Origin of the sequence: Sphingobacterium sp. BS-2, assembly GCF_046161205.1 — a bacterium.
Lineage (GTDB): Bacteria > Bacteroidota > Bacteroidia > Sphingobacteriales > Sphingobacteriaceae > Sphingobacterium > Sphingobacterium mizutaii.
Window position 1 is genome coordinate 91,049 of record NZ_JBIXGO010000020.1, and the last position, 24,265, is coordinate 115,313.

General features: G+C 38.5%; 21 protein-coding genes and 1 tRNA gene. 11 read left to right on the forward strand and 11 right to left on the reverse strand.

From position 1 onward, the window contains the following. Positions 1-282: 282 nt before the first annotated feature. Positions 283-1,602, reverse strand: coding sequence for a hemolysin family protein (locus ACK2WI_RS15415; RefSeq protein ID WP_093096420.1), 1,320 nt, complete (start codon positions 1,600-1,602; stop codon positions 283-285). A 221-nt stretch (positions 1,603-1,823) separates the two neighbouring features. Between ACK2WI_RS15415 and ACK2WI_RS15420 the strand changes: the two genes are divergently transcribed. Together ACK2WI_RS15420 and ACK2WI_RS15425 are read left to right on the forward strand one after the other, a co-directional pair. Next, positions 1,824-2,939, forward strand: coding sequence for a phosphotransferase (locus ACK2WI_RS15420; RefSeq protein WP_312696221.1), 1,116 nt, complete (start codon positions 1,824-1,826; stop codon positions 2,937-2,939). A gap of 1 nt (position 2,940) precedes the next feature. Beyond that, the gene (locus ACK2WI_RS15425; protein ID WP_312696220.1) at positions 2,941-3,579 is read left to right on the forward strand and encodes a carbohydrate-binding family 9-like protein; all 639 of its coding nucleotides are present in this window, start codon (positions 2,941-2,943) and stop codon (positions 3,577-3,579) included. Between the two features lie 73 nt (positions 3,580-3,652). On the opposite strand, the gene ACK2WI_RS15430 is transcribed toward ACK2WI_RS15425, so the two are convergent. Then, positions 3,653-4,210, reverse strand: a complete 558-nt coding sequence (locus ACK2WI_RS15430; protein WP_312696219.1) for an NADPH-dependent FMN reductase — start codon at positions 4,208-4,210, stop codon at positions 3,653-3,655. 83 nt (positions 4,211-4,293) lie between these two features. On the opposite strand from ACK2WI_RS15430, the gene ACK2WI_RS15435 reads away from it, so the two are divergent. The 4 genes from ACK2WI_RS15435 (at position 4,294) to ACK2WI_RS15450 (ending at position 9,964) form a co-directional block, all read left to right on the forward strand. Next, positions 4,294-6,738 (forward strand): ligase-associated DNA damage response DEXH box helicase, encoded by a 2,445-nt coding sequence (locus ACK2WI_RS15435; RefSeq protein ID WP_312696218.1) that lies wholly within the window; start codon positions 4,294-4,296, stop codon positions 6,736-6,738. Next, positions 6,731-7,381: a ligase-associated DNA damage response endonuclease PdeM gene (gene pdeM / locus ACK2WI_RS15440; RefSeq protein ID WP_312696217.1), complete on the forward strand. Its 651-nt coding sequence runs from the start codon at positions 6,731-6,733 to the stop codon at positions 7,379-7,381. The genes ACK2WI_RS15435 and pdeM overlap by 8 nt, the downstream gene beginning before the upstream one ends. Positions 7,382-7,486: 105 nt before the next feature. Next, positions 7,487-8,650, forward strand: coding sequence for a glycoside hydrolase family 130 protein (locus ACK2WI_RS15445; protein ID WP_312696216.1), 1,164 nt, complete (start codon positions 7,487-7,489; stop codon positions 8,648-8,650). A 24-nt stretch (positions 8,651-8,674) separates the two neighbouring features. Continuing rightward, positions 8,675-9,964: a sugar porter family MFS transporter gene (locus tag ACK2WI_RS15450; RefSeq protein ID WP_312696215.1), complete on the forward strand. Its 1,290-nt coding sequence runs from the start codon at positions 8,675-8,677 to the stop codon at positions 9,962-9,964. Between the two features lie 51 nt (positions 9,965-10,015). Here the strand turns inward: ACK2WI_RS15450 and ACK2WI_RS15455 are convergent, their stop codons facing one another. The 5 genes from ACK2WI_RS15455 to ACK2WI_RS15475 form a co-directional block, all read right to left on the reverse strand. Then, on the reverse strand, positions 10,016-10,612 hold the full coding sequence (locus ACK2WI_RS15455) for a hypothetical protein (protein WP_312696214.1): 597 nt from the start codon (positions 10,610-10,612) through the stop codon (positions 10,016-10,018). 98 nt (positions 10,613-10,710) lie between these two features. Continuing rightward, entirely contained in the window at positions 10,711-12,981 is a 2,271-nt protein-coding gene (locus ACK2WI_RS15460; RefSeq protein ID WP_312696213.1) for a cation:proton antiporter, read from the reverse strand. 147 nt (positions 12,982-13,128) lie between these two features. Continuing rightward, entirely contained in the window at positions 13,129-13,851 is a 723-nt protein-coding gene (locus ACK2WI_RS15465) for a LytR/AlgR family response regulator transcription factor (RefSeq protein ID WP_409151526.1), read from the reverse strand. Then, positions 13,817-14,578 (reverse strand): histidine kinase, encoded by a 762-nt coding sequence (locus ACK2WI_RS15470; protein WP_312696211.1) that lies wholly within the window; start codon positions 14,576-14,578, stop codon positions 13,817-13,819. Before ACK2WI_RS15470 ends, ACK2WI_RS15465 begins: the two co-directional genes overlap by 35 nt. Before the next feature lie 83 nt (positions 14,579-14,661). Continuing rightward, positions 14,662-15,000, reverse strand: a complete 339-nt coding sequence (locus tag ACK2WI_RS15475) for a n-acetylglutamate synthase (protein ID WP_312696210.1) — start codon at positions 14,998-15,000, stop codon at positions 14,662-14,664. A 193-nt stretch (positions 15,001-15,193) separates the two neighbouring features. On the opposite strand from ACK2WI_RS15475, the gene ACK2WI_RS15480 reads away from it, so the two are divergent. After that, the gene (locus ACK2WI_RS15480; protein WP_093096445.1) at positions 15,194-15,550 is read left to right on the forward strand and encodes a hypothetical protein; all 357 of its coding nucleotides are present in this window, start codon (positions 15,194-15,196) and stop codon (positions 15,548-15,550) included. Positions 15,551-15,600: 50 nt separating this feature from the next. On the opposite strand, the gene ACK2WI_RS15485 is transcribed toward ACK2WI_RS15480, so the two are convergent. Further along, complete coding sequence (locus ACK2WI_RS15485) at positions 15,601-16,374, reverse strand: alpha/beta hydrolase (RefSeq protein WP_312696209.1); 774 nt, start codon at positions 16,372-16,374, stop codon at positions 15,601-15,603. A gap of 169 nt (positions 16,375-16,543) precedes the next feature. On the opposite strand from ACK2WI_RS15485, the gene ACK2WI_RS15490 reads away from it, so the two are divergent. After that, complete coding sequence (locus tag ACK2WI_RS15490; protein WP_409151527.1) at positions 16,544-17,635, forward strand: type I restriction endonuclease; 1,092 nt, start codon at positions 16,544-16,546, stop codon at positions 17,633-17,635. A 464-nt stretch (positions 17,636-18,099) separates the two neighbouring features. Here the strand turns inward: ACK2WI_RS15490 and ACK2WI_RS15495 are convergent. Continuing rightward, positions 18,100-18,184, reverse strand: a tRNA-Ser gene (locus ACK2WI_RS15495). Positions 18,185-18,376: 192 nt separating this feature from the next. Between ACK2WI_RS15495 and ACK2WI_RS15500 the strand changes: the two genes are divergently transcribed. The 3 genes from ACK2WI_RS15500 (at position 18,377) to ACK2WI_RS15510 (ending at position 20,475) form a co-directional block, all read left to right on the forward strand. After that, the gene (locus tag ACK2WI_RS15500; protein WP_312696207.1) at positions 18,377-19,231 is read left to right on the forward strand and encodes a tetratricopeptide repeat protein; all 855 of its coding nucleotides are present in this window, start codon (positions 18,377-18,379) and stop codon (positions 19,229-19,231) included. A gap of 24 nt (positions 19,232-19,255) precedes the next feature. Then, positions 19,256-19,786 carry a YfiT family bacillithiol transferase gene (locus ACK2WI_RS15505; RefSeq protein WP_312696206.1) on the forward strand — a complete coding sequence of 177 codons (531 nt, stop codon included), beginning with the start codon at positions 19,256-19,258 and terminating at the stop codon, positions 19,784-19,786. A gap of 71 nt (positions 19,787-19,857) precedes the next feature. Further along, positions 19,858-20,475 carry a hypothetical protein gene (locus tag ACK2WI_RS15510; protein WP_175486288.1) on the forward strand — a complete coding sequence of 206 codons (618 nt, stop codon included), beginning with the start codon at positions 19,858-19,860 and terminating at the stop codon, positions 20,473-20,475. Between the two features lie 67 nt (positions 20,476-20,542). Here ACK2WI_RS15510 and bglX read toward each other — a convergent pair whose 3' ends face one another. After that, positions 20,543-22,825 (reverse strand): beta-glucosidase BglX, encoded by a 2,283-nt coding sequence (gene bglX / locus ACK2WI_RS15515; RefSeq protein WP_312696205.1) that lies wholly within the window; start codon positions 22,823-22,825, stop codon positions 20,543-20,545. Between the two features lie 62 nt (positions 22,826-22,887). After that, on the reverse strand, positions 22,888-24,261 hold the full coding sequence (locus ACK2WI_RS15520) for a glucoamylase family protein (RefSeq protein WP_093096460.1): 1,374 nt from the start codon (positions 24,259-24,261) through the stop codon (positions 22,888-22,890). Between the last annotated feature and the right edge of the window lie 4 nt (positions 24,262-24,265).

Here is a 24,265-nt window from a genome sequence, read left to right on the forward strand (position 1 = left end):
CCATATTAATTTGCCTTTTATTAATAGAAAAATTCTAACCGTAAATAGAGGAAATTTCTTTGATTTTATATTGACCTCATTCGAGACTCATTCCGAATTTTCCGAATATGCCTCGAATAAGGGTAAACTGAGAGCAATAGCAAACCGCTAAAATAATTCCGATTAAATTTCACTCCAATTCCCTTAATAATTATCATAAGATTAGCCAGGAAAAAGGACCTTTTAGAATCAAAAAAAGCCACCTTTTTGGGCAGCTTTTCTCTATATTTTTATGGGTGATTATCAATCGATATTTGCGGTTTCATCGGAAGCCGGATCTTTAACGATCAAGCTCAGTTTATCGATTCGGTGTCCATCCATATCCAAGACCTCAAATTCAAGGTTCTTGTACATTACTTTTTCACCTTCCTCAGGGATATGATCCAGTAATAAGAACACCAATCCAGCAACTGTCGTCAGATTACCGATTTCATCTTCATCTTCTTCTGTAAGGTCCAAATTGAACATTTCAATAAAATCATCCAATTGGAAACTTCCATCAATGACAAAAGAACCGTCCTCACGTTGTCGGATTGTTTTCTTCTCTTCTGTTTCCGGCGAGTCGAATCCACCCACCAATGATGCCACAATATCTGTCATGGTGATGATCCCTTGCGGACTACCGTACTCATCAACTACCACTGCTTGCAAAACCTTAGCTATTTTCAGTGTTTTAAGGACATTATAGGCGTAAGTATTTTCATTGACAAAGGGGATAGGAGTAACCAGCTTGGAAAGGTCCATTTCCTTTGAGGTCAAGTATTCCTTCAATAAGGTTTTGACGTGTACCAATCCAACAACATGGTCAAAATTACCATCGCAGACTGGGTATTCCGTATGTTCATCAGCAATAATGCAGGCTTTGTTTTCTTCAAAAGAATCTTGGATATCCAGATAAGTAATCTTGCTTCGGTGAACCATCAGGTTAATTGCCTTCTTATCACCTAAGCTTAATACCCTGTCTACCATATCATGTTCAATTCCTTCAATGGCTCCACTATCTACACCTTCATCCACCAATGCCTTGATCTCTTCTTCAGTCACCGCATTTTGGTTGATTTTGATGTTGAATAATTTCACGATAAACTCCGTTGAAATACTCAATAACCAGACAAAAGGTTTGACGATCTTGCTCAGAACATTCATTGGTACTGAAATAAAAGAAGCATATTTTTCTGGGATTGCCATACCGATACGCTTCGGCACCAATTCTCCGATGATCAGAGAGAGGTAAGTAATGATCAATACCACCAGTAAAACAGATACTTGATTGCTGTATGGAGCTAATGCTTCTATTTTATTAAGTTGTTCTGCTATATAAACAGATATTGTTCCTCCGGAGAAAAAACCTGTCAAAATACCAATCAGGGTAATACCGATCTGTACTGTAGATAAGAAGTTGTTAGGGTTTTCTTTTAGTTCCAGTGCGGTCCTTGCACCTTTATTTTTCGAACTTGCAGCTTGCAATCGTGCTTTTCTGCTGGATACAATCGCTATCTCAGAGGCAGATAGGATTCCATTTAAAACTATTAATATGAGAATAATTACTATTTCCGTGACCATATGGGATATAAATCGCTAATCATGTAGCAAATTACGAAATATTCTTTTCAATACTTGATTAAAATTGATTTTAAAGCAAGGAAACAACCTATAATTAAAGCATAATTTTAATTGCATCCAATTTTATTATGCAACCGTTTGATTATAAAAAATATTTTATTTATTGATTCTGTTTATAGATATTGCATTCATTACATAGCATGTTGAATGAATTTAGAGTAATGTCAACCAAGAAAACTGAAAATAGCATTAGATCGGCAAAGAATTTTAAATTAGAGGGGGAAATCATTGATTCTGTACCTTTTGGGTCTGGTCATATCAATGATACCTTTAAGATAACAACCAATAGCCTACAGAATAACCTTTACTTATTGCAGCGCATAAACCACCACATCTTCCAAGATGTGGAAGGCTTAATGAATAACATTGAAAGTGTCTGCAAGCACCTCAAGGAAAAATTAGCACATCTGGGGGAAAAAGAGGTGTTGAAGAGAACAATGACCATTGTTCCTACCTATGACAATAAGAACTATTATCAAGATGAAAATGGTTATTATTGGCGAGTATTCCATTTGATTCCAGAAACCAGGAGTTATGATATCTTGGAAACCCAAGAACAGGCTTATTCCGGTGGGATGGCTTTTGGACAGTTTCAAAAACAATTGAGCGATCTAGATCCGAAAACCATCGTTGAGATTCTACCTAATTTTCACAACATCGAATTTAGGTTGAGCAACCTTCGTGATGCAATCGAGAAGAATCCTGCCAAAAGGGTAGAGAAAATCCAAGATCTTTTAGACTACATCTTTGAGCGTGAGGAAAAGATGAGAACAGTTTTGGAATTAGGCCGTTCCAATAAATTGCCATTAAGGATTACCCATAATGACACGAAATTCAACAATGTATTGTTAGATAAAGACGATAACGTGCAATGTGTAATTGATTTAGACACTGTAATGCCGGGCTATGTAGCCTATGATTTTGGAGATGCTATCCGTACCATCATAAACTCGGCTGCAGAGGACGAAGCAGATGTTTCAAAAATCGTTTTGAACATCCCGTTGTTTCAGTCTTTCACAGCAGGTTATCTATCAGAGGCTAAAGAATTTTTGACCGATGCAGAGGTAGATTCTTTAATTCCTGCAGTACACCTATTACCTTATATGCAGGCAGTTCGTTTTTTGACCGATTACATCAATGGTGATACCTATTATAAAATCGCATACCCTGAACATAATTTAGTTAGGACAAAGGCGCAGTTGAAGCTCGTACATGAGCTTGAAGTGAATAATGATAAATTAACAGGTATATTAGCTGAGAATCTTATGTCGAACTAATATGAAGGAGCTTGAAGTTAAAAAAATCGATCTGACAGGCGTTGAATTGACATACGCTAGTTTAGCAAACAGTCTATTTGGGTTGGAATGGAATCAGATTGACCAAGCGCCTTGGCAAACGCAATTCCCGATTAACCCGGAAGTAAAATTCCAAGTGGCTTATGATCAAGAGTCTATCTATATCCATTATGATGTACATGAAGAATACATAAAAGCTCAATATATCCGTCCGAATGAAAATATTTGGGAGGATAGCTGTGTAGAATTCTTTATTTCGTTTGATGATCGCAAGACCTATTACAATTTGGAATTCAATGTGCTAGGAGCAGGTCTAATCGGGTATGGAACATCTGATAAAGCAAGCAGAAACAGATTGACTTCTGAAGAAATATTAAGTGTGAGCAGCTTTACACAGGTAAAGAACTTACAAGGTAAAAAGTCCTGGAACATTATCTTGGCGATTCCGATTTCCTTATTTGGGAAAACTGTGGAGGATCTCCGTGGAAAAACCGTTCAGGCAAATTTCTACAAATGTGGTGACAGTTTACCAAATCCCCATTTTGTAGCTTGGAACCCTATAGACGTTCCAAATCCTAATTTTCACTTACCTGAATTTTTCGGAGAAATTAAATTCCAATAAGAAATAAAAACATCGGCAAGTTGATTGAGTTCCAACTTGCCGATTTTGCATTCATTTTGCCTATACTATTAGGCTATTTCAAAAATTTTTCTATCCATTCTTTATAGGCTGCCATAAAGGAGTCTAAGAATTTCTGACAATCTTTATTGACCAGTTTACCTTGTTCATCAAAATTTGCCGCAACATTTCCAATATAGGCTTCAGGTTGCGCCATCGCCGGAACATTGATAAAGACCAAAGATTGCCTTAAATGATGATTGGCACCAAATCCTCCAATTGCACCAATCGAAGAACTGATTACACCGCCTGGTTTTCCGTCCCAAACGTTCTTACCATAAGGTCTAGATGCTACGTCAATAGCATTCTTAAGCACTGCCGTAACACCACGATTATATTCGGGAGTGATAAAAAGTACAGCATCTAGTTCAGATACCGCTTTTCTAAAATCAACATACTCTTTTGGTGGATTTCCTTGATCTAAATCCTCATTATAAAATGGAAGTTGGCCAATCTCTAAAATCTCTAAGCTTAATCCTGCAGGAGGATTAGAAACTAGATAGTTAGCGATTTTCTTATTGAAAGATTCCTTTCTCAAACTTCCTACAAATACACCTATTTTTTTATTTGCCATAATATTTACTTTGTTATAAGTTATAACAAAATACTTCGCAAAAAGTTATTAAGATATTATTAATTCTTATTTTCAATCTTTGGATGTCTACAGTGAAAAATGAATTTGCGGAAGTTTGGTTCTTTAACCAAGGATGGAAAGCACATGAGTTCCAGGAAAACTGTTGGGAAGCTATTTCCAATGGTGAATCAGGAATCTTAAACGCACCTACCGGCTATGGAAAAACCTTTGCCATCTGGTTTGGGATCATTGCCCAGTATTATGCTAAAATGGCTAATCCGAAGGCAAGCAAGAAAAAACATCTGCATGCACTGTGGATTACGCCATTGCGTGCGCTATCCAAGGAAATCCATAAAGCCACCAATCAGGTCTCTGTCGATTTGGACCTAGATTATCAGATAGAATTGAGAACAGGCGATACTTCAACCAGTATTCGCCAGAAACAACGCAAAAACCCGCCGCAAGCCTTAATTACGACCCCTGAAAGTGTGCATCTAATCCTTGCGACGAAATCTGGCCAGGAATACTTTAAGAATCTTGAGTTTATTGTGGTTGATGAATGGCATGAGCTTTTGGGTTCCAAGCGTGGAGTGTTAATTGAGCTCGCATTAAGTCGGTTAAAGGCCATCAATCCAAATCTGAAGATCTGGGGGATTTCCGCGACAATAGGCAATCTGGTGGAAGCTAAAGATATATTATTAGGTCCTGGAACATCAGGAACCCTTATCAGATCGGATATCCATAAGAAAATGGATATTCAAACGGTGTTTCCAGATAATTTGGAGAAATTCCCTTGGGCAGGACATTTAGGTATCAAGCTGTTGGATAAGGTCGTCGATATCATCAATAAATACCAAACCACCTTAATCTTCACTAATACTAGGTCCCAGGCTGAAATATGGTACCAGCAAATCATTACCCATTATCCTGAGTTTGCGGGATTATTAGCTATCCATCATGGATCATTGAGTGATGAAGTCAGAAACTGGGTAGAGGAGGCACTTCATGAAGGTAAATTAAAAGCTGTGGTCTGTACCAGTAGTTTGGATTTAGGAGTTGATTTTAGGCCAGTAGACTGCGTCATCCAAGTGGGTTCGCCTAAAGGTATTGCCCGGTTCCTGCAAAGGGCAGGACGATCTGGGCATCGTCCTGATGCGACCTCCATCATATATTATGTTCCCACCAATTCATTAGAGATCATCGAAGGCGATTCCTTAAAGTTCGCTGTCAAGGAAAAGATCGTGGAAAGTCGAATTCCCTATCTGCGTTCTTTTGATGTGTTGATCCAATATTTAATGACCTTGGCAGTAGGTGATGGTTTTTATGCCGATGAAATATTGCAGGAAGTGGCACAAACGCATTGCTTTGAATCGATCACCCAAGAGGAATTTGACCAGTGTATGTCGCTATTAATCCATGGCGGATCCACCCTTCAAGCTTATGATGATTTCCATCGATTGGTTTTGGAAGATGGTTTATACAAGGTGACTTCAAGGAAATTGGCAATGCGGCATCGCTTATCCATTGGAGCCATCGTATCCGATCTGATGATGCGGGTTAAGTTTCTTTCCGGAAAGTACTTAGGCTCAATAGAGGAATCCTTTATCTCCAAATTGAACATTGGCGATGTATTTTGGTTTTCAGGGCGGCAATTGGAATTGGTTCAGATCATAGCTAATGATGCAATTGTTAAGGCTTCAGAAAAGAAAAAAGGCGTAGTTCCATCTTGGATGGGTGGACGGTTTGCCATTTCGCCAGACCTCGGAATCGCTATTCGGCATAGTTTTAAGAGTATCCATAAAACGGTAGGCATCAGTCCAGAAATCAAGTTCCTAAAACCGCTCTTTAAGGAACAGGAACAACTTTCTGCCCTTCCCAAAGAAGATGAACTGTTGGTTGAATATATACAGAGCAAGTATGGCTATCACCTTTTTTTCTATCCATTTGAAGGCAAGCTGGTTCATGAAGGAATGGCGCAGGTTGTGGCTTATAGGCTTAGCCTGTTAAAACCGGCAACTTTTTCCATTGCGACCAATGAATATGGCATTGAACTTCTTTCTGAAACAGATTATGAAATTGACACTGCTCTCTTGAAGCAGATTTTCAGTCCGCAGAATCTGCACAAGGATATCAACTCGGGAATCAATGTTCAAGAAATGGCGAGAAGAAGGTTTCGGGATATTGCCGGAATTGCTGGGCTGATCTTTCAAGGATTTCCCGGAAAGCAGATGAAAAGCAAACATTTACAAGCTAATGCTGGACTGTTTTTCTCTGTATTTTCTGAATATGAACCCTCCAATCTCTTGTTGCGGGAGGCTTATGATGAGGTTTTTGATTTCCAATTGGAGGAAGGCCGCATGCAACTCGCTTTTGAACGCATCTCGAAACATAAGATTATTTTTAGCAGGCCTATTAAATTAACTCCCTTTGCGTTCCCTATATTTGCAGAATCTTTCCGAGAGCGCTATTCCAATGAAGATTGGCAAAGTCGACTGGAAAAGCTCAAAAATCAACTATTAGATGGCTAAACGCTTAGAGTTAAATGGATTGGAAATGTACTTATTGCCCCAAAGGGTCATGTATATTCCCAAGTATTTTATGCTGATTATTTCGGATTGGCACCTAGGTAAGTTGACCCATTTCCGCAAAGAAGGCCTTTTTGTGCCAGCACCTAACATTGATGAAGAACTGGAAAGAATGAACCTGCTGATCGAGGACCTGGATATCAAGGAAATCGTGTTCTTAGGAGATCTTTTCCATTCCGAATGGAATTCAGATTGGGAAAAATTAAAATCCCATATTAACAGTATCAGTAAACAATCCATCCAATTTACCCTAACCAAAGGGAATCATGATATCTTGAAAGAAACCCATTTTCGGGATATGAACATGAAGATCAAGGATGAAGTTTTACTTGCCGAAGGCATTATCCTTTCCCATGAGCCGCTCATAGGCTTACCAGCCTATATGTACAATATTGTTGGGCATATCCACCCTGGATGCCTAATTGAGGCAGGAGGTAGGCAGTCCTTCCGTCTACCTTGCTTTTTTATCCAAGATAAAGTCTTGACCATGCCGGCGTTTGGTAAGTATACCGGCTTGCATTTGATCAAAAAAGATAGAAGCAACAAGATTTTCGTCATTGTAAACGATTCTGTACTTGAGCTTTAATAAGCAATTGCTATTGTAGAAATAATTTTTAGTCTTATATTAGATATATCAAATTGCTAAAGCGGTTTATCCATTTGATATATTAACCAAATTAATCTGAAAAACATGTCCAATAGATTGTTTTCAATTGCCTTATTGTTTCTTTTTGTCAGCTGTGTTTCCACCAAACCAGATGTAGCTACTACAAAGGATATAGTTTGGACCTTGGGAGGATTTGAAAGGCCAAATGCGGTCAATCCCATTATCCTTCCTGATTCAAATTCTACTTTTATGGATCCAATGAGTGATTCTTTGCTGCGATGGGAAGAGAATGACACCTTTAATCCCGGAGCTGTGGTGAAAGATGGGAAAGTGTATGTGCTGTACCGTGCGGAGGATAAATTTGGAATAGGCATTGGTTTTAGGACCTCTAGATTGGGGCTTGCAGAGAGTAATGATGGCATTCATTTTAAGAGAAGGAAGGAACCGGTTTTATTTCCAGACAAAGACAGCCAGCGCGAATATGAATGGCCGGGAGGTCTTGAGGATCCGCGATTGGCCGTTACAGAAGATGGAACTTATGTCGTTTTCTATACCCAATGGAATAGGAAAATGCCGCGTTTAGGTGTTGCTACTTCCAAAGATTTGATCAATTGGCAAAAACATGGCCCTATCTTCAAAAATGCCAAATATCAAAAGGTCTATAATGAACCCCACAAATCGGCTTCCATTGTGACCAGCCTAAAAAATGATAAATTGGTAATTACTAAGGTGAATGGCAAATACTTGATGTATTGGGGCGAGCATGGTGTATCTGGAGCAACTTCCACGGACCTGATCAATTGGGAACCAATATTAGATGAAGAGGGAAAACTAGCAAAATTCATTACCCCGCGAGAAGGTTATTTTGATTCGGCATTGACCGAGTGTGGTCCTCCTGCAATCCTTACTGATAAGGGAATCTTATTATTATATAATGGTAAAAATCATGATAAAAAAGAATTGGCGGATCCAAGATTTAATATTGGAACCTATAGCGCTGGTCAGGTCTTGTTTTCAAGTACAGACCCCAGCAATGTAATCCAGCGTATGGATGTTCCTTTTTTGAGACCCATGGAAGATTTTGAAAAATCAGGCCAATATAAAGATGGGACTGTATTTATCCAAGGATTGACCTACTTTAAAAACAAATGGTTCCTATATTATGGTTGTGCAGATTCAAGAGTGGCGGTTGCCGTTTATGATCCAACCAAATTAACGGACTTTGATCCAGTACCTGAAAGCAAATAATCAACGCTATAAAACCCTAAACCTATGAGTAAAATTTGGAAATATGTCTTTATCGCCTCTTTGGGAGGTTTCCTTTTCGGTTTTGAAACCGCTGTCATATCTGGTGCAGAAAAGATTATCCAGGAGCTATGGCACTTGAATTCTTTCTGGCATGGATTTACTGTTTCCATATCCCTGATCGGGACCATTTTTGGTGCCATCGCTGCTGCCAAACCAGCCCAGAAATATGGTAGAAAGAGGGTATTACAGGTTGTAGCTGTGATGTACCTTTTATCAGCAATAGGCTGTGGCTTGTCCTATAATTGGTATATGTTTTTGGTCTTTAGGTTCTTGGGGGGACTTTCTGTTGGGGTAAGTTCTGTGGTTGGTCCGCTTTATATTTCGGAAATTGCACCTGCAAATCTCAGGGGAAGGATGACTGGAATGTTCCAGATTATGATCGTGAGTGGGATTTTTATTGCATTCTTGACCAATTACCTTTTTGCCAATTTTGGAGATGATGCCTGGCGCTATATGCTTGGAATCATGGCGATTCCATCATTAGCTTTTCTACTATTGCTCAATACCATTCCTTTTTCTCCAAGGTGGTTGGCATTGAACAACCGAAAGGAGGAAGCTAAGAAAGTATTCGATGATTTAGGGCAGACCTATGAGGAAACACTGCAGGCTGAAAATGGAACGTCTGAAAAAGTTCCACTGTTCCAAGCGAAATATAGAAAACCAATCATATATGCTGTTTTATTAGCAGTATTCAATCAATTCACGGGCATCAATGCTATTCTTTATTATGCTCCAAGGATCTTTGAGATGGCTGGTTTTAGTAGGGATCTAGCCTTTCTTCAACCGATCTTCATCGGTGGTACCAACTTGTTGTTTACCCTGATCGGTATGAGTATTATCGATAAATACGGTAGAAAGAAACTGCTGTTGAGTGGGGCAGTGGGGATGTTTATCTTTTTGGTATTGACTGCATTTGGATTGAAAGGCGGGGCGTCCGAGTTTCTGTTGTTCTATATCATAGGCTTTATAGCTTCATTCGCGCTATCGCAGGGTGCCGTAATCTGGGTATTTATTTCTGAGATATTCCCTAATGCCGTGCGTGCGCAAGGGACCTCTTTGGGAAGTACGACACACTGGGTAATGGCAGCTTTAATATCATGGGTGTTCCCGATCGTGGTTGAGAATTTTGCCTCAGGTGGTTTTTATATCTTCTTGTTCTATGCCATTATGGTCGTCGTGTCCTTCTTCTTTGTGATGCGCATGCCAGAGACAAAAGGCAAGTCCCTAGAGCAGATTCAGGAAGAATTAAATTAAACAAAATAGGCTACATGAAAATGTAGCCTATTTTGTTTGGGATATATTTTATCAATAATCTCCTGTTTGCATATATTTTTTGCTGGCCTCGATATCATTCCGAATATGCTTGATTTTTCGATTTTCATAATAGGCGATATATTCCTCCCTAGTCTTGAATTTTGCATCTGGGTTTTGCTCATAAGAAGCAATCGTAGCTAAAATATCTTTACTCATTGGATTGGATTCCAAGTCATCTTTCAAGAAGGCTTTCATTTGATCTCTATCATGGCCAAAGATCAATTCGACGTCTAAATGGAATACATTGCCATAGGCAAATTTGGCTAGGAAAAGCTGGTAGACATCCTCATTGTCCATGTACTTGTACAATAAGTAGGCGATGACATCTAAGGCATAATATGGAATTTCGAGTTCTTGACCTTTGATCTCCTCATCTAAAATCCATTTAATAAGTGGTTTATCAGCAGCGGTATTGTCATTAAACAGTTCTAAGATCAACATGGCTCTATCCCAAGCATGACGATCATAAGTCCATTTTTTGTCAGGGGTAGGCTGTGCATCCAACTTAAATCGATCCAGTTTGGATATATCTTGATCAACCCTAAATTCTTTTATTGTTGCCCTTAATTCTTGATTTTGTTCTTCCATTTGGAGATAGCGTGATTTCTTTCAAATTATAAAAAATTGATTAAAGAATAAAATCTACTGATTATCTTCAGCAAGAATATTAATTTAAATATGCGTTATTACTTCTTTATTACCAATACGGAAGTCATTTCAGATTGCCATATCTTATTGCTTTCGATCAATTCCCGCCAGCTTTCGGCACTGATCAATAATAGATCATGATCCTTGAATAATTGCGCATCTATATCCATTGCCTCGAATTTGCTAATATGGTTAGGTGCCTTTAAAGCAATGGCGCGAACCATTTCTGATGCCTTTTTATCCTCTTGAAGGATATGATGCACATCGATCAAAGTTACCTGTGATTGGGAATTATGGATGAATTTTTGGATATAGGGCAATAGCTCCAAATCCTCCTTTGTATAAATAGGAAGCAATATCTTGTCCAGTTTCTTCAAACCCTTATCCATAAAAATTCCAACAGGTACCTTCGTTTTGTGCATGATCTGAATGGTACTATCAGAAAATGAGGAGGTATTAAACGGACTTTCCTTCTCCTTAGCCCTATAGATCAAGGTTTCAGGATTAATGATCCGTGTCGTTACCCCCAAGATTTTGCCTAGGAAAGTACCATCATATATGGACTGTCCAATACCAATCAAAAGAAGGTCATAATCGCCATCATTGGCAATTTCTGCGACGTCAGCTTCTAGGTTACTGGAAGCCTTGAATAAGGTGCTGATTTTTTGCTCCAAGAACTTGGACTCCTTGACGATAGGTTCAAAGGTTTCGAACTCATATAAATCTGAGTTTAAATAAGTGAGGTCACTCGTTGGGGTCAGGTGCATTGCGGTAATGGATGAACTTTGGTTCAATTGCTTGACCATTCCATTTGCCAATCTTAAAAGGGATGGACTTGTTTCGGGATTGCCGAAAGAAATCAAGATATTATATTTGCCTTGTCGGCTGATTTCTTCTGGAACGACATCCTCCGTAGATTTAAAAATCTTATTGAATAGATCGATTGCTGGACCGGTCATAAAGGTGGTGACCAGAGCCATAATAACCATCATGGCGAATATTTCAGCATTCAATACCCCTAGATCAAATCCAATATTCAGTACGATCAATTCCATCAAGCCACGGGTGTTCATCAATGCACCAATGGTCAGACTATCTTTCCAATTTTGCCCCATAAACTTGGCAGCTAGGGAACTCCCTACAAATTTACCGACAACAGCGACCAGAATAATCCAACCGGTTACTTTCCATAAATAAGGTTCGTTTAACAAGCCGATTTCTGTCCTTAATCCCGTAAAAACAAAGAATAAAGGCAATAGCAGGACCAAAGCTACATCTTCCACCTTTTCAATGAAGATATTCCTGAACCTAGAGTTTTCGGGCATGATGGCACCTGCCATAAATGCGCCGAACAAAGCATGGATCCCAATAACCTCCGTAAGATAAGAGGAGACCAATAGGGTCAAGAAGAAAATGGCAACAATGGATTTATTAAGGTTTTCTCGTGTAGAGTGAAGCTCGCCAATTCGTTTAAGGAATGGACGCACCACTTTGATCATCAATAAAACGTAAGCAACCGCCAAAGCAATAACATATAGGGAGCTGACAAATGAACCTGCCTTGACGATAGCAATTACAGCTGCCAAGAGACACCATGCAGTGATATCATCGGCAGCAGCACAGGTGATGGCAATGGTGCCGACCCTGGTTTTTTGCATGTGGCGTTCCTGAACAATCCTAGCTAGGACTGGGAATGCAGTAATACTCATGGAGATCCCGATAAATAAAGCGAAAGATGAGAATGCGATTCCCTCTGGAGCAAAACTTTGGTAAATGAAATAAGCCAAGCCAACACCCAATGCAAAGGGTAAAATAATACTAGCATGACTGATAACAATGGCATCATGGGCTTTCTTCTGCAAGACTTTTAGATCCAGTTCCATTCCTATGACAAACATAAACAGGATCAATCCGATCTGGCTCAAGAACTGCAAGTTGCCAAAAGAGGCTTCTGGAAATAGGGCAGCAGAGAAATCGGGGAAATACATGCCCAAAAAGGATGGCCCCAAGACTATACCGGCAATGATTTCTCCGATTACAGAAGGCTGACCTATTTTTTTAAAGAGCCAACCAAATAATCTAGCAACCAATATAATGACGATGATCTGTACCAATAAAATTGCCAATGGATGCTGTAAATTATGCAACATGGAACTTAGGAATTCTTCCCAATTGGAAAGGTTGGATCCCATGTTTTCAACATGACGACCTTCTTCCATAAAAGCACCATGGTTGATAATCCAATAAATCAATAATGAAAATCCACCAATGATAACAATATAAAAGAAGCTGCTTTTTAAGTTCTTCATACAATAATTCCTTCTTCAATTTTTGTTTTGGCGTCAGTTTCTGCGCAGTCTGACGGGATGAAAATAGAAATTAATAAACTTAAAAACCTTGCTTATTGGACCATCAAGCCGAAATATGTAATGAAAGGGGGCTTTTATGTAGCGAAACTATAAACTGACCTTTTGGATGAAAGCGGTTTTATAGATTTCACTCAGATTAAAGGTTAGGGGAGCATCGGTTCCAATATTAAAATTGGTCTTGATTTCATCATGCGAGAAGGAACTGATGATATTCATGGAAATGATTTCCTTTTTATTGATCCTACAAAACTGCATTTCAGGGAGAATCTCCAATAATTTATCAAAGGAGATGTTTTTAAGGGTTACCTCTTTCTGATCCACAAGCCGAACGATTTTATCGCGGCTATCAAGGGATGAAGTTTGGATATAGGCAATCTGGTCAAAATAGAGCAGGTATTTGCCTTGATCAGTATTTAATTGGACGAAGTATTTTTCTTCAATCGGTTTTCTACCACGAATACTCAATAGTTTTTGGATAGCTTGCTTTAATCGCTCAATTTTGAGCGGCTTTCGGATATAATCGACGGCTTGGAGGTCAAATGCATCAGCAGCATATTCAGCATAGGCCGTGATAAAGATTATAGGCTTGCCTCGTAATTGTTCAGCTAGCTCGAGACCGTTTAAGCCAGGCATATTAATATCTGAAATCAATAGGTCAAAATCCAATGTAGGAAGATCTGCCAATAAATCTTGAGGGGAATTAAAGGATTTGACGACTTCCAGGTCAGGAATCTGCTGGCACAGTAATTTCAAATATTGTAGGCTTGGCAGCTCATCATCGAGCAGCAAGCACCTTAGCTTTGTAATCAAGTAGATTTATTTTTAAATGGGCAATGTAGACATCGCCCTCAATGAACTTATCGAGTTTGTAATTGTCCTTGTAGACGATATTCAAGCGTTGTTCCAGCATTTTGGAACCATAACCATCCTTGTCCTTCTGAATAGGCTCTTTCTTGGATATTTTATTGGCAACGGTCAAGGAGAATACATTATCCTTGAATTCAAAAGTAACCGAGATAAAGGCATTTGGGCTTTGGATATCGGCATGCTTGAAGGCATTCTCAATCAAATCTGTGCTCAACATAGGAACCATCAGTTTTTGGTTCAATAGAGGTTCATTCTCTCGAACCTTTTGTTTCACCTTTAAATCGAATAAGGGACTCAGTTTTATCTTATTGATTTCAATCAAGCTCATCGCAAAGGATATCTCCTGCTGAGGTGTGACAAACTTCTTGCTGCTTTCATATAAGATATAATCCAGCACATTGGAAAGCGAATCTAAGGAGTGGAAAGTCTGATAGGCATGGGACTGGATGGAGTTCAATACATTCTTAAACAGGTGCGGATTAAGCTTGTAATCGATATCTTTCAATTGGTGGCTATGTAATTCTCCTTCGATCTTATTAAGCTTATTTGCAAGAGAATTGACCTGTTTTTGGCTCCTATATAAATAGATCAATAAAAAGATAATGACGAGCAAGAGCCCCGCCAACAAGATGGTTGTAAAGGTATTGAATTGTAATTGTACCAGTAACATATGGGTTTAAATATACTGGATTTAGAATGGTATCCAAAAAATTCAATAGAATGCGCAGGAAGGATTTAAGCTTTTAGTACCGATTATACCTCTTCAACGATAGATTTTCCTTTAGAAAAATCTCCGGAAGTCCATTCCCAGTTTTCATGAAGCCTGACTTTGCCATTGCTTAAGATTTCGGGGATTGATTCGCATTTTCCAGTCATCAATTCGCCAGCAACATTTACCTGATGGTAGGTCATTTCTATGGTTCCGTATTCGCTCACAAGACCCAATAGATGGCCATATTTAATATTGCCACCTTGGTATTCTGCAAAAACTACATTGCCGATTTGTTTGTAATGAAATATTGTTTCAGAAGAGGTCTCGCCGTTTTGAGAATTGCTGACGGTGTGGAATGTTCTGTTATGATAGTTTACCATTAACATAGTAGGAGTTATTTTTTAATAAATTTATTTCATTCAACTTTAAAATCATAGAGCTTTTAAAGAAAATTTACCAGAAGCATCCTTAAAACGTATTAAGCATGGATTGATATGTTCTCTTTTCAGAGAACTTTACATTGGCATTAATATTGATAATTGCAGGTCTAATCAGGAAAAATTTTAGGATAAGATGAGAAAGCTACTTTTTGGTTTGATAATGGTTTCAATTGGAATTACTTCATGTGTGAAAGATGAGTTTAATGTAGATGAGGAAATCGCAATAATTGGTACGGAATGGAAGGGGAAAGGAAAATTGAATGTTGATTCAGATTCTGTTGAACTTTCATTAAACTTTTTAAAGGATGGGATCCTTCATGCTGCTTATGACACTACAAAATGGGAGGGAACCTATAATTTCAATTTAGAAGCCAATGAAGGTATCATCATTGATACTGCAGACAGAGAAGTTCCATTTAGCATCAAAGTCGATACCCTGAAGTTCTTCAGTTTGGAGGGTGACACCATCCGTTTACAAAAGATTAAATAATATCTACCTATAAAGTAAAAGCTGGTTTAATTTTAGATTGGCTTTTTTCATTATTGGAGGAACTTTTCTATCAAAGGGACTTGTAGGTTTACTTCTTTGAAGTCTGGACCTATGGTTGTGATTTCTCCAAAATACTCGCCATGTACACCTGGAACAATGGCCAGCTGGCTGTTCGGAATCAATTTATTGAGTTCCATTCCATGCTCTTGAAGAATTATGTCCTGCTCCGCTAGGATAATTAAGCTTGGTGCAAGGATGCTGGAAAGTTCTGGATCGGAAATATCTTTGAATGCCAGCATTCTCGCCGCATCCTTATCATGCATTTTTAATAAGCCTTCTTCTGATGGATTTACTCTTAGGTATGCTTCTTTTAATTGCGTCGGCATATTGTCTAAGCTGGCATTTTCCATAAATTCCCAAAAGCCGTCTGCAACGCCACTTCGCTTTGCTAAAGGTGATCCTAAGATGAGTTTGTTTACTTTTTCGGGATGGTTGATGGCCAATTGGAGAGCCGTCGTGGCTCCATTACTAAATCCGAGAATATCTGCTTTATTGATTTTTAGGTGGTCCAAGAGTTGGGCGACATCCTCAGCGTCTTGGCTAAAGGAGGAAGGGGAGTTTCTGTCGGAGGTTCTGCCGTGGGCTTGGGATTCTATGGCTATGATTTGGTGGTTATTGGCTAGTAAGGGAATGATGCTTTCAAAACTACTTTGGATGGTCGATCCACCACCATGTAGCATGATTAATGGAAAGCCTGAGCCGTATATTTCGTAGTAGATATGGATGCCGTTGATAAGGGTGCTATTGGAAATTGATGGTTGCATGGGGATGAGGATTTTGTGATAGGATAAATTTAAGGAATGGGAGGGATAGTTGGGAGGGTTGATCTAATTTAATTAAAAATCATGGATTACGGTTAACCGTAAATAAGCTTCAACTTTTGCCATTAACTTCAATTAAATATTAGCAATCTTAAAAAATACCAATTGCATCATGGAACAAGATTTAAAATTGAAATTAGAGCAACTTCATCAAAGAGTCGATGCTTTAAAGGAACAAATAGGAACTGAAGAAGCAACAAAAAATGCTTTTGTAATGCCATTTATTCAAATTTTAGGCTATGATATCTTTAATCCTACGGAAGTAATCCCTGAATTTATATGTGATATTGGAACTAAAAAAGGCGAAAAGGTAGATTATGTAATTAAAAAGGATGATGAACCTATTCTAATAATAGAATGTAAGCATTGGCGAGAAAATGCAAATGCACACAATTCTCAATTGCATAGGTATTATCATGTTTCAAAAGCTAGGTTTGGAGTTTTGACCAATGGGCATATCTATAATTTTTATGCTGATTTAGAAAAGCCAAATATTATGGATGAGAAACCTTTTTTCACTTTAGATCTTAATAACCTTAAAGACTCCAATATTAAAATATTAGAAAAATTCACAAAAAACGGCTACAATCTAGAAGGCATCTTAGATTCTGCAGAAGGATTAAAATATATTAAGGCAATAAGATATGAATTGGAAAAAGAATTGAGTGATCCATCAGATGAGTTTGTAAAAATGTTGGTTTCTAAATTTTTTGACAAACCACTTATAGCTTCTAGGTTGGCTGTTTTTAAAGATTATTCAAAAAGAGCCATTTCAAACTTTATTAATGAAAGTATAAATTCAAGGTTGAAGAATGCATTAAATATTAATGAATCCATCCCTTCAAAAGACTCTGAAAATACTACTCCAATAGATGAAAATTCAGCAACTGGGGAAAAACAGGAAAAAATAATAACTACTGATGAAGAGAAGGAAGGATTTCAGATTGTAAAGGCAATTTTAAGAGAAATATTACCTGCTTCTAGGATAGCATTTAGAGATACACAATCTTACTTTGGAATTTTATTGGATGATAACAATAGGAAACCAATTTGTAGACTTCATTTTAATTCTAATAATGTGAAATATTTAGAATTATTCAATATGGGAAAGGATAATGGTGAAAGGAAACTAATAGAATCAGTAGATGATATTTATTCTTATAAATCGGAACTATTGGCTACAATTAATAATTATACGAAATAAATTAGGATTGAGGGTCCTGAGGTAAGGATCGAAAGTTTTCGGTTGGATTCCTATTTGGTACAAGAGACGATCACTATACTACATTACTACATAAAAGAGTCTTCATCTTGCGATGAAGGCTTTTTGTTTTTCGTTTACTAGGAATAATTACGATCAGCACGCGTGAGGGATTGGTTCAGCCCCACAAGCCCCCAACGCAAACCCTGAACCCCTTGAGGGGGATTCCTGTCGAGTAGAAGGGATGATCACCAGCCGATGCATAATAGCCTCCATCTTGCGATGAAGGCTTTTTGTATTTCGTTTTCTAGGAACATTTTCAATCAGCATCCGTGAGGGATTGGTTCAGCCCCACATACCCCCAACGCAACCCTGAACCCCCTTGCGGGTCGAACCCCGCCCGGCACAAGGTTCGATCCCTCACCTACGCAAAAAAGCCTTCATCTTTTCGATGAAGGCTTTTTGTGCGGAGAGTGAGGGATTCGAACCCCCGAACCTGTGACAGTTAACGGTTTTCAAGACCGCCGCATTCGACCACTCTGCCAACTCTCCGCGACAAAAGTAGAAATTTTTGTACGCTCTCCAAAACTTAATTATTATTAGCCTGAAAATGAGCCTGATTATTTTTTATTGGGTAGAAAAAACCACTATTTAGGACTTATTCTTGGTTAAAAACCCTTAAAATCCTTCGCATCTTTTAGTTTTTAACATTTAATTCCCGACTTTAGCGTAAAGTCATTAAGCATGAAAAAAATACTTTTCCTTTTTATTTCTATAATCCAAATCGCTTACGCACAAAAGTCAGGTCTGACCTTTGAAACCAAGTTTTATGATGCTGAAGATAAATGGGTGATCTTTGATAAAAAGGAAAAACAGAATACGTATGCATTAGGTTTTATCTATCTGGATCCACAAGCTGGATATACTTTTAATTATGAGTGTGAATTGGAATATAAAAACAATAAATTCCAAAAAGTACCTAGATTGGATACTACATCTAATATCAAGGTAAGATTGGATCTCAATACTTTTGATGTTATGATCCTGAATGATGAGCAGATAAAAAGCTTAAATTTATCAAATCCACCTAGTTGGCTTGAAGGGTATAAAGTAAATGCAGACTTCATTGATGTAAGAGTTCATAAAGCATCTATGATGAATGGGGCCGGGGCTAGTTTGAAAGCTTTGCCGATCCTTCAAAAAGCCTATCAGGAAGAACCTCATTATCCGGGATTGGAATTTGAACTGGGTTATGCCTATAATGCTACTGGAAGCTTTTATAAGGCGGTAATCGTCCTGAATAAGGCGATTGAAAACGATCCTAGTAATTTTTGGTATTATAGAGAACTTGGTTTTTCTTTAAAACACCTCAATAACTTACCTGAGGCCGAAAAGGTTTATAAAAAAGGCATTGAACTCGCTTCTGATAAAAGTCAAATCGCTGAAATGGCCATCAATATGGCTCAGAGTTATTTTCATGCGAAGGATAAGGCAAAATTTGATGAATGGAAAAGCATAGTTGTTAAAAATGCTGAACCCGAATCGCAATACCGACAATACATCAATTACTATGAAGAGAATTGGCATAAACCCAATTAATTTGAAGATTTAAAACCTACGAAAATGTTAAAAGATCAATTGGAGAAACTGAGATACCCCATCGGTAAGTTCAGTCAGCCTGAAAATATTACCCAAGAAACCATTGATTCTTGGATCAATACCATTGCCAAGTTTCCCGAATACTTGAAAAATGAAGTGCAGAAGCTTCAGGAAAAGGATCTGGAACTGACGTATAGGGAAGGCGGATGGACCATCAGGCAATTGGTTCACCATTGTGCAGATAGCCATATGAATAGTTTCATTCGTTTTAAATTGGCCCTCACTGAAGATACTCCAACAATTAAACCTTATAAAGAGGATAAATGGGCATGTTTGGCGGATAGTTTGCAGCCTATTGAGAGTTCGATAAAGATCTTGGAAGGATTACACCAACGCTGGGCAACGCTATTGGAAAGTCTTTCCGAAGAGGATTTGAAAAAGCAATTTATCAATCCTGAAAGTAAAAAGGTAATCAGTATTGAAACAGCCATCGGGATTTATTCTTGGCATTGTAACCATCATCTGACCCATGTCATAAATGCCAAAAAGCTCTAGATAAACGGTAAATAGCTATTATAAAAACAATAAAATCCTTAGATTTAAGTAAATCAATAATAAATTCTCCCATGGAACAAATAACACCTTTCAATAGTGCTAGTCAAGCCATCGATGCCTTAGACAACGGTGGTCAATTTTATAATATTTTCACAAAAGCCGATGATGATCTTATTTCACAGTCAGAGGTTTCTAAGGTCGCAGGTGCAGGTCTTCAAAAGCAAAAGGCCGTATTATTCTTGAATTTAGCGATGACGAACTTGACAGCAAGGGAACAACAAGAAATTGAAGGTAGATTTGATGATAATCTTTCGGATAGCTTTCAAAAGTATGCTCCACAGAAAATAGACTCGCATGCTGAGTTGGAATCCTTAAAAGCTGGAACTGGAGTGATCATCTCTGGGGTACCTAGGAAAATTGAGGGCGAAGGAGTTATTTCTGGCTATATATCGATCCCTGTTATTGATGTATTTACCTTAATTCCGATAAGTGAAACTTATATCGTTTATGAAATCAAGGACGATGTCTCTGGCCAATCGGTTTTAGTTGCCCATGATAAGGATGCTGGCCTATTGCCTGAAACAAAATTGAATATTGCTGGAGTCATCAAGCAGTTTCAATTAGCACAGGATGATGAAAGTGATTTTCAGAAGTTTATCGAAGTAGATTTCTACAACGAAGCTAAATAAAATAAAGAAGAGCGACCAATTAGGGTCGCTCTTACTCATTGTTCTAACTATTATTATGCAAGTTCTTCTAGTCCATCAATTCAAATTCAGCCTCCTGAACATCTCTTGAATTCGTTCCTACATAAACCTTGAATTTCCCAGGTTCTGATACAAATTCTAACTTTTGATTATAGAAACGAAGATCTTCTTCTTTCAAAATGAACTCAACATCTTTTGATTTCCCTTTTCCTAAAAAGATTTTCTGAAATCCTTTTAATTCTTTTACGGGCCTTGTTTGTGAACCTACTAGATCTTGAAGATATAATTGAACCACTTCCTCACCGTCAAAGTTTCCGTTGTTCTTTATGCTTACAGTAACCTTTATTTGATCCGTTTTACTGATACTTGATTTATCTAATTTTACTGCCCCATATTCAAAATTCGTATAGCTTAAACCATATCCAAATGGATATAAAGGTTCATTACTTACATCTAAATAATTGGATCTGAACTTTTGGAACCAAGCATCTTTTGCCAAAGGTCTGCCTGTGTTTTTTTGGCTGTAGTACATTGGTAATTGTCCAACGTTCTGAGGAAAGGTTGCAGGGAGTTTTCCCGATGGATTCACATCACCAAATAAGACATCAGCCACTGCTTTGCCAGTTTCAGTTCCCCCAAACCAAACATTCAGAATAGCTGGAACATGCTCGTTCTCCCAAGTTAGGGTCATTGGTCTTCCGGCAAATAATACTAATACAACTGGCTTTCCAGTTTTCACCAATGCTTCTAACAAGCGTTTTTGACTTTCGGGAATATTGAGATCGGTACGGCTTGAACTTTCACCACTCATTTCAGAACTCTCACCTAAAGCCGCAATAATAACATCAGCTTCTTGAGATACTTTGACAGCATCTGCAATGATTTCTTCTGGCGCACGATCATCCCTAGGGATAGTACGGCCGAACATCGTAGAACGTTCTTGTAATGCAGGATCATCTGTTAAATTCGCGCCTAAATGGGTCACAATATTAACTTTATTGCCCAGAACAGAACGCATGCCTTCTACTAGAGATTGGGTATTGTTCAGATCTGCACTAACGCTCCAGGTACCTGGCATATTCGCACCAGTATTGGCTAATGGACCAATAACAGCAACTGTTCCTTGCTTCTTTAATGGCAAGCTATTGTTTTCATTTTTCAATAACACAAAAGATTTGCCTGCTGCTTCTCTAGCCAACTTTAAATGGTCAGCTGTTAGGATTTCCTTTTTAGCGCGGTCTTCATTGCAATATTTAAATGGATCTTCAAATAAGCCTAATCTATATTTTGCCTCCAAGACAAACCGACAAGCTCTATTGATGTCATCCTCTGAAACTTTGCCTTCATCTAAGGATTTCTTTAAGGTTGTCAGAAAACCTTCACCAACCATATCCATATCTACTCCAGCTTTCAAGGATAATTCAGAAACCTTTTGCAGATCACCTAATCCATGGTCGATTAATTCGTTCACTGCCGTGTAATCAGTGACAACCAAACCATTGAACTTCCAGTCTTTACGCAATAGATCGGTCAATAACCAATGGTTTGCACTTGCAGGAACGCCATTGATATCATTAAAAGAAGTCATCACAGACATAGCACCTGCATCCAAGGCAGCTTTATATGGGGGTAAATACTCGTTGTACATTCTATGCAAACTCATATCTGTAGTATTATAATCCCTACCAGATTCAGCTGCACCATATAGTGCAAAATGCTTTACGCAAGCCATCAAGGTATTGTCCTTGCTCAGGTCGTCACCTTGATACCCAATTACCATTTCACGCGCAATGCGAGAGCTTAGGTAGGTATCTTCGCCACTACCTTCAGAAATCCTTCCCCAGCGGGCATCTCTTGAAATATCGACCATAGGAGAGAAGGTCCAGTTCAAACCGTCAGCCGAGGCCTCTACAGCAGCTACACGGGCTGTCTTTTGGATCAATGGCATGTCCCAAGTCGCTGCCAATCCCAATGGAATAGGGAAAATGGTTTTATAACCGTGGATTACATCCATTCCAAATATGATAGGGATCTTCAAACGGGATTCTTTAACAGCCAATTCTTGCGCTTTACGGATTCGAGCAGGAGAGGTCATACTGAAGATTCCACCGATATTTCCAGCTTTGATCTTAGACTCCACATCCGTAGAAACCACTGAACCTGTTGTTGCTTCACCGGCAGTCACCAGATTTAATTGGCCGATTTTCTCCTCTATAGTCATTTTACTCATCAGTCCATCGATGAAAGCATCCATCTTCTGGTCCTGCTGTGCAAACAACAGATTGGAACTTAAGATAAGTCCACAACAGAGTATATTCTTAATTAAATTCATTGCAAATTGATTCATAGAAACTCAGCCCAAAGCTGGGCTGAGCATTCATAACTAACCACTAATTATTTCAAATTTGGACTTTGAAACCCTAACTTTTTCAATCCGGATTGAATCTCTGGAGCTTGCATAAACAGATTCCAGATCAAACCAGAACGGTAATTTTCCATCATGACCACGATAGGACCTTGGTCGATGGCTAAGTATCGCTGCGGAAACCAATTCTCAGTTTCACTATAAGCATCATAAAAACCATATTTCCCCCATACCTTCTCACCTAGATTATTGAAAAGGTACCTAGCAAAGGCTAAGCTTTCCTTCGGAGTATATGGGGTAGAAGACAATGCAGCCGTCGGACTGATGACTGATTTGTCATTGTCTGGATGATGGGCATCATAACCCTTGATTGAATAGGAAGCTGTCCATCCCCAGCCTTTATCTGCTCCATATCCCTTAAACTGTTGTGGGTTTTCTTCAGCATAAGCTATGTTGATCTTCGCATGGTTCACCACCACTTGACCATAATCAACATATTGATCCTTTAATCCATTCGGATTTAAGCCTAAGAAGGAATAATGTGCCCAGAATAATGGTCCAACCTGACCTTCTTTTGCATTATGTTTGATCCCAATTGGGATATCAAATTTTTTAAGATCTGACTTAATTTTGCCATCTCTTGCCCAACCTTGGTTGTAAACAGCAGTATCGATAGCATGTGTAGGAGAGGAGGCCGCCAAAACATAGGTTACCAGACATTCATCATAACCTTGGATCGGGTGATTCATTCCGAAATCATGAGTTGGACTCCAATGCCATAACAATACATTTTTGCCATTGGTATAATGGTTCCAATCAATTTCTTTCCATAGTTCATCTGCTTTATTGGCAATGGATTTCTGGGTATCAGAACCATTCTTTAAATATTCTCTCACGACGATCAGTGATTGTGCTAAAAACGCAGTTTCAACCAAATCACCGCCATTATCTTTTTCACTGAATGCTTTAACCTTGCCCGTATCACCATGGTACCAATGCGACCATGCACCTTTGAATCTTGGGATTTTTGCCAAGTAATCCATGATATGGTTTAAGCGATCTTCTCCTTCTTTCTTGGAAATATAGCCGCGCTCCATTCCAACGATCAAACCCATGATCCCAAATCCACTACCGCCGATGGTAACAACATTTTCATCATTCTCTGGATAAACCCCATCGATATGGATTCTCTCTCTTGCCATCCCTGAGTTAGGTTCAGCACCTTCCCAAAAATATTGGAAAGTCTGTTGCTGAATCTTGTTCATCAAGGAATCATTCGAATGGGCTAGGCTATCAACAGACTGGCTAGTTTCCTTTTTGCCATCTGTTTTTTGAACGTTCTGACAAGATTGAATCCCTGCAGCTGCTAATAATAGCCCGATTGTAATTGCTCGTATCTTCATATTA

Coding starts and splice junctions, on each gene's coding strand:
- ACK2WI_RS15415 (WP_093096420.1), bottom strand. CDS start 1,602: ATGGTCACGGAAATAGTAATTATTCTCATATTAATAGTTTTAAATGGA.
- ACK2WI_RS15420 (WP_312696221.1), top strand. CDS start 1,824: ATGTCAACCAAGAAAACTGAAAATAGCATTAGATCGGCAAAGAATTTT.
- ACK2WI_RS15425 (WP_312696220.1), top strand. CDS start 2,941: ATGAAGGAGCTTGAAGTTAAAAAAATCGATCTGACAGGCGTTGAATTG.
- ACK2WI_RS15430 (WP_312696219.1), bottom strand. CDS start 4,210: ATGGCAAATAAAAAAATAGGTGTATTTGTAGGAAGTTTGAGAAAGGAA.
- ACK2WI_RS15435 (WP_312696218.1), top strand. CDS start 4,294: ATGTCTACAGTGAAAAATGAATTTGCGGAAGTTTGGTTCTTTAACCAA.
- pdeM (WP_312696217.1), top strand. CDS start 6,731: ATGGCTAAACGCTTAGAGTTAAATGGATTGGAAATGTACTTATTGCCC.
- ACK2WI_RS15445 (WP_312696216.1), top strand. CDS start 7,487: ATGTCCAATAGATTGTTTTCAATTGCCTTATTGTTTCTTTTTGTCAGC.
- ACK2WI_RS15450 (WP_312696215.1), top strand. CDS start 8,675: ATGAGTAAAATTTGGAAATATGTCTTTATCGCCTCTTTGGGAGGTTTC.
- ACK2WI_RS15455 (WP_312696214.1), bottom strand. CDS start 10,612: ATGGAAGAACAAAATCAAGAATTAAGGGCAACAATAAAAGAATTTAGG.
- ACK2WI_RS15460 (WP_312696213.1), bottom strand. CDS start 12,981: ATGAAGAACTTAAAAAGCAGCTTCTTTTATATTGTTATCATTGGTGGA.
- ACK2WI_RS15470 (WP_312696211.1), bottom strand. CDS start 14,578: ATGTTACTGGTACAATTACAATTCAATACCTTTACAACCATCTTGTTG.
- ACK2WI_RS15475 (WP_312696210.1), bottom strand. CDS start 15,000: ATGGTAAACTATCATAACAGAACATTCCACACCGTCAGCAATTCTCAA.
- ACK2WI_RS15480 (WP_093096445.1), top strand. CDS start 15,194: ATGAGAAAGCTACTTTTTGGTTTGATAATGGTTTCAATTGGAATTACT.
- ACK2WI_RS15485 (WP_312696209.1), bottom strand. CDS start 16,374: ATGCAACCATCAATTTCCAATAGCACCCTTATCAACGGCATCCATATC.
- ACK2WI_RS15490 (WP_409151527.1), top strand. CDS start 16,544: ATGGAACAAGATTTAAAATTGAAATTAGAGCAACTTCATCAAAGAGTC.
- ACK2WI_RS15500 (WP_312696207.1), top strand. CDS start 18,377: ATGAAAAAAATACTTTTCCTTTTTATTTCTATAATCCAAATCGCTTAC.
- ACK2WI_RS15505 (WP_312696206.1), top strand. CDS start 19,256: ATGTTAAAAGATCAATTGGAGAAACTGAGATACCCCATCGGTAAGTTC.
- ACK2WI_RS15510 (WP_175486288.1), top strand. CDS start 19,858: ATGGAACAAATAACACCTTTCAATAGTGCTAGTCAAGCCATCGATGCC.
- bglX (WP_312696205.1), bottom strand. CDS start 22,825: ATGAATTTAATTAAGAATATACTCTGTTGTGGACTTATCTTAAGTTCC.
- ACK2WI_RS15520 (WP_093096460.1), bottom strand. CDS start 24,261: ATGAAGATACGAGCAATTACAATCGGGCTATTATTAGCAGCTGCAGGG.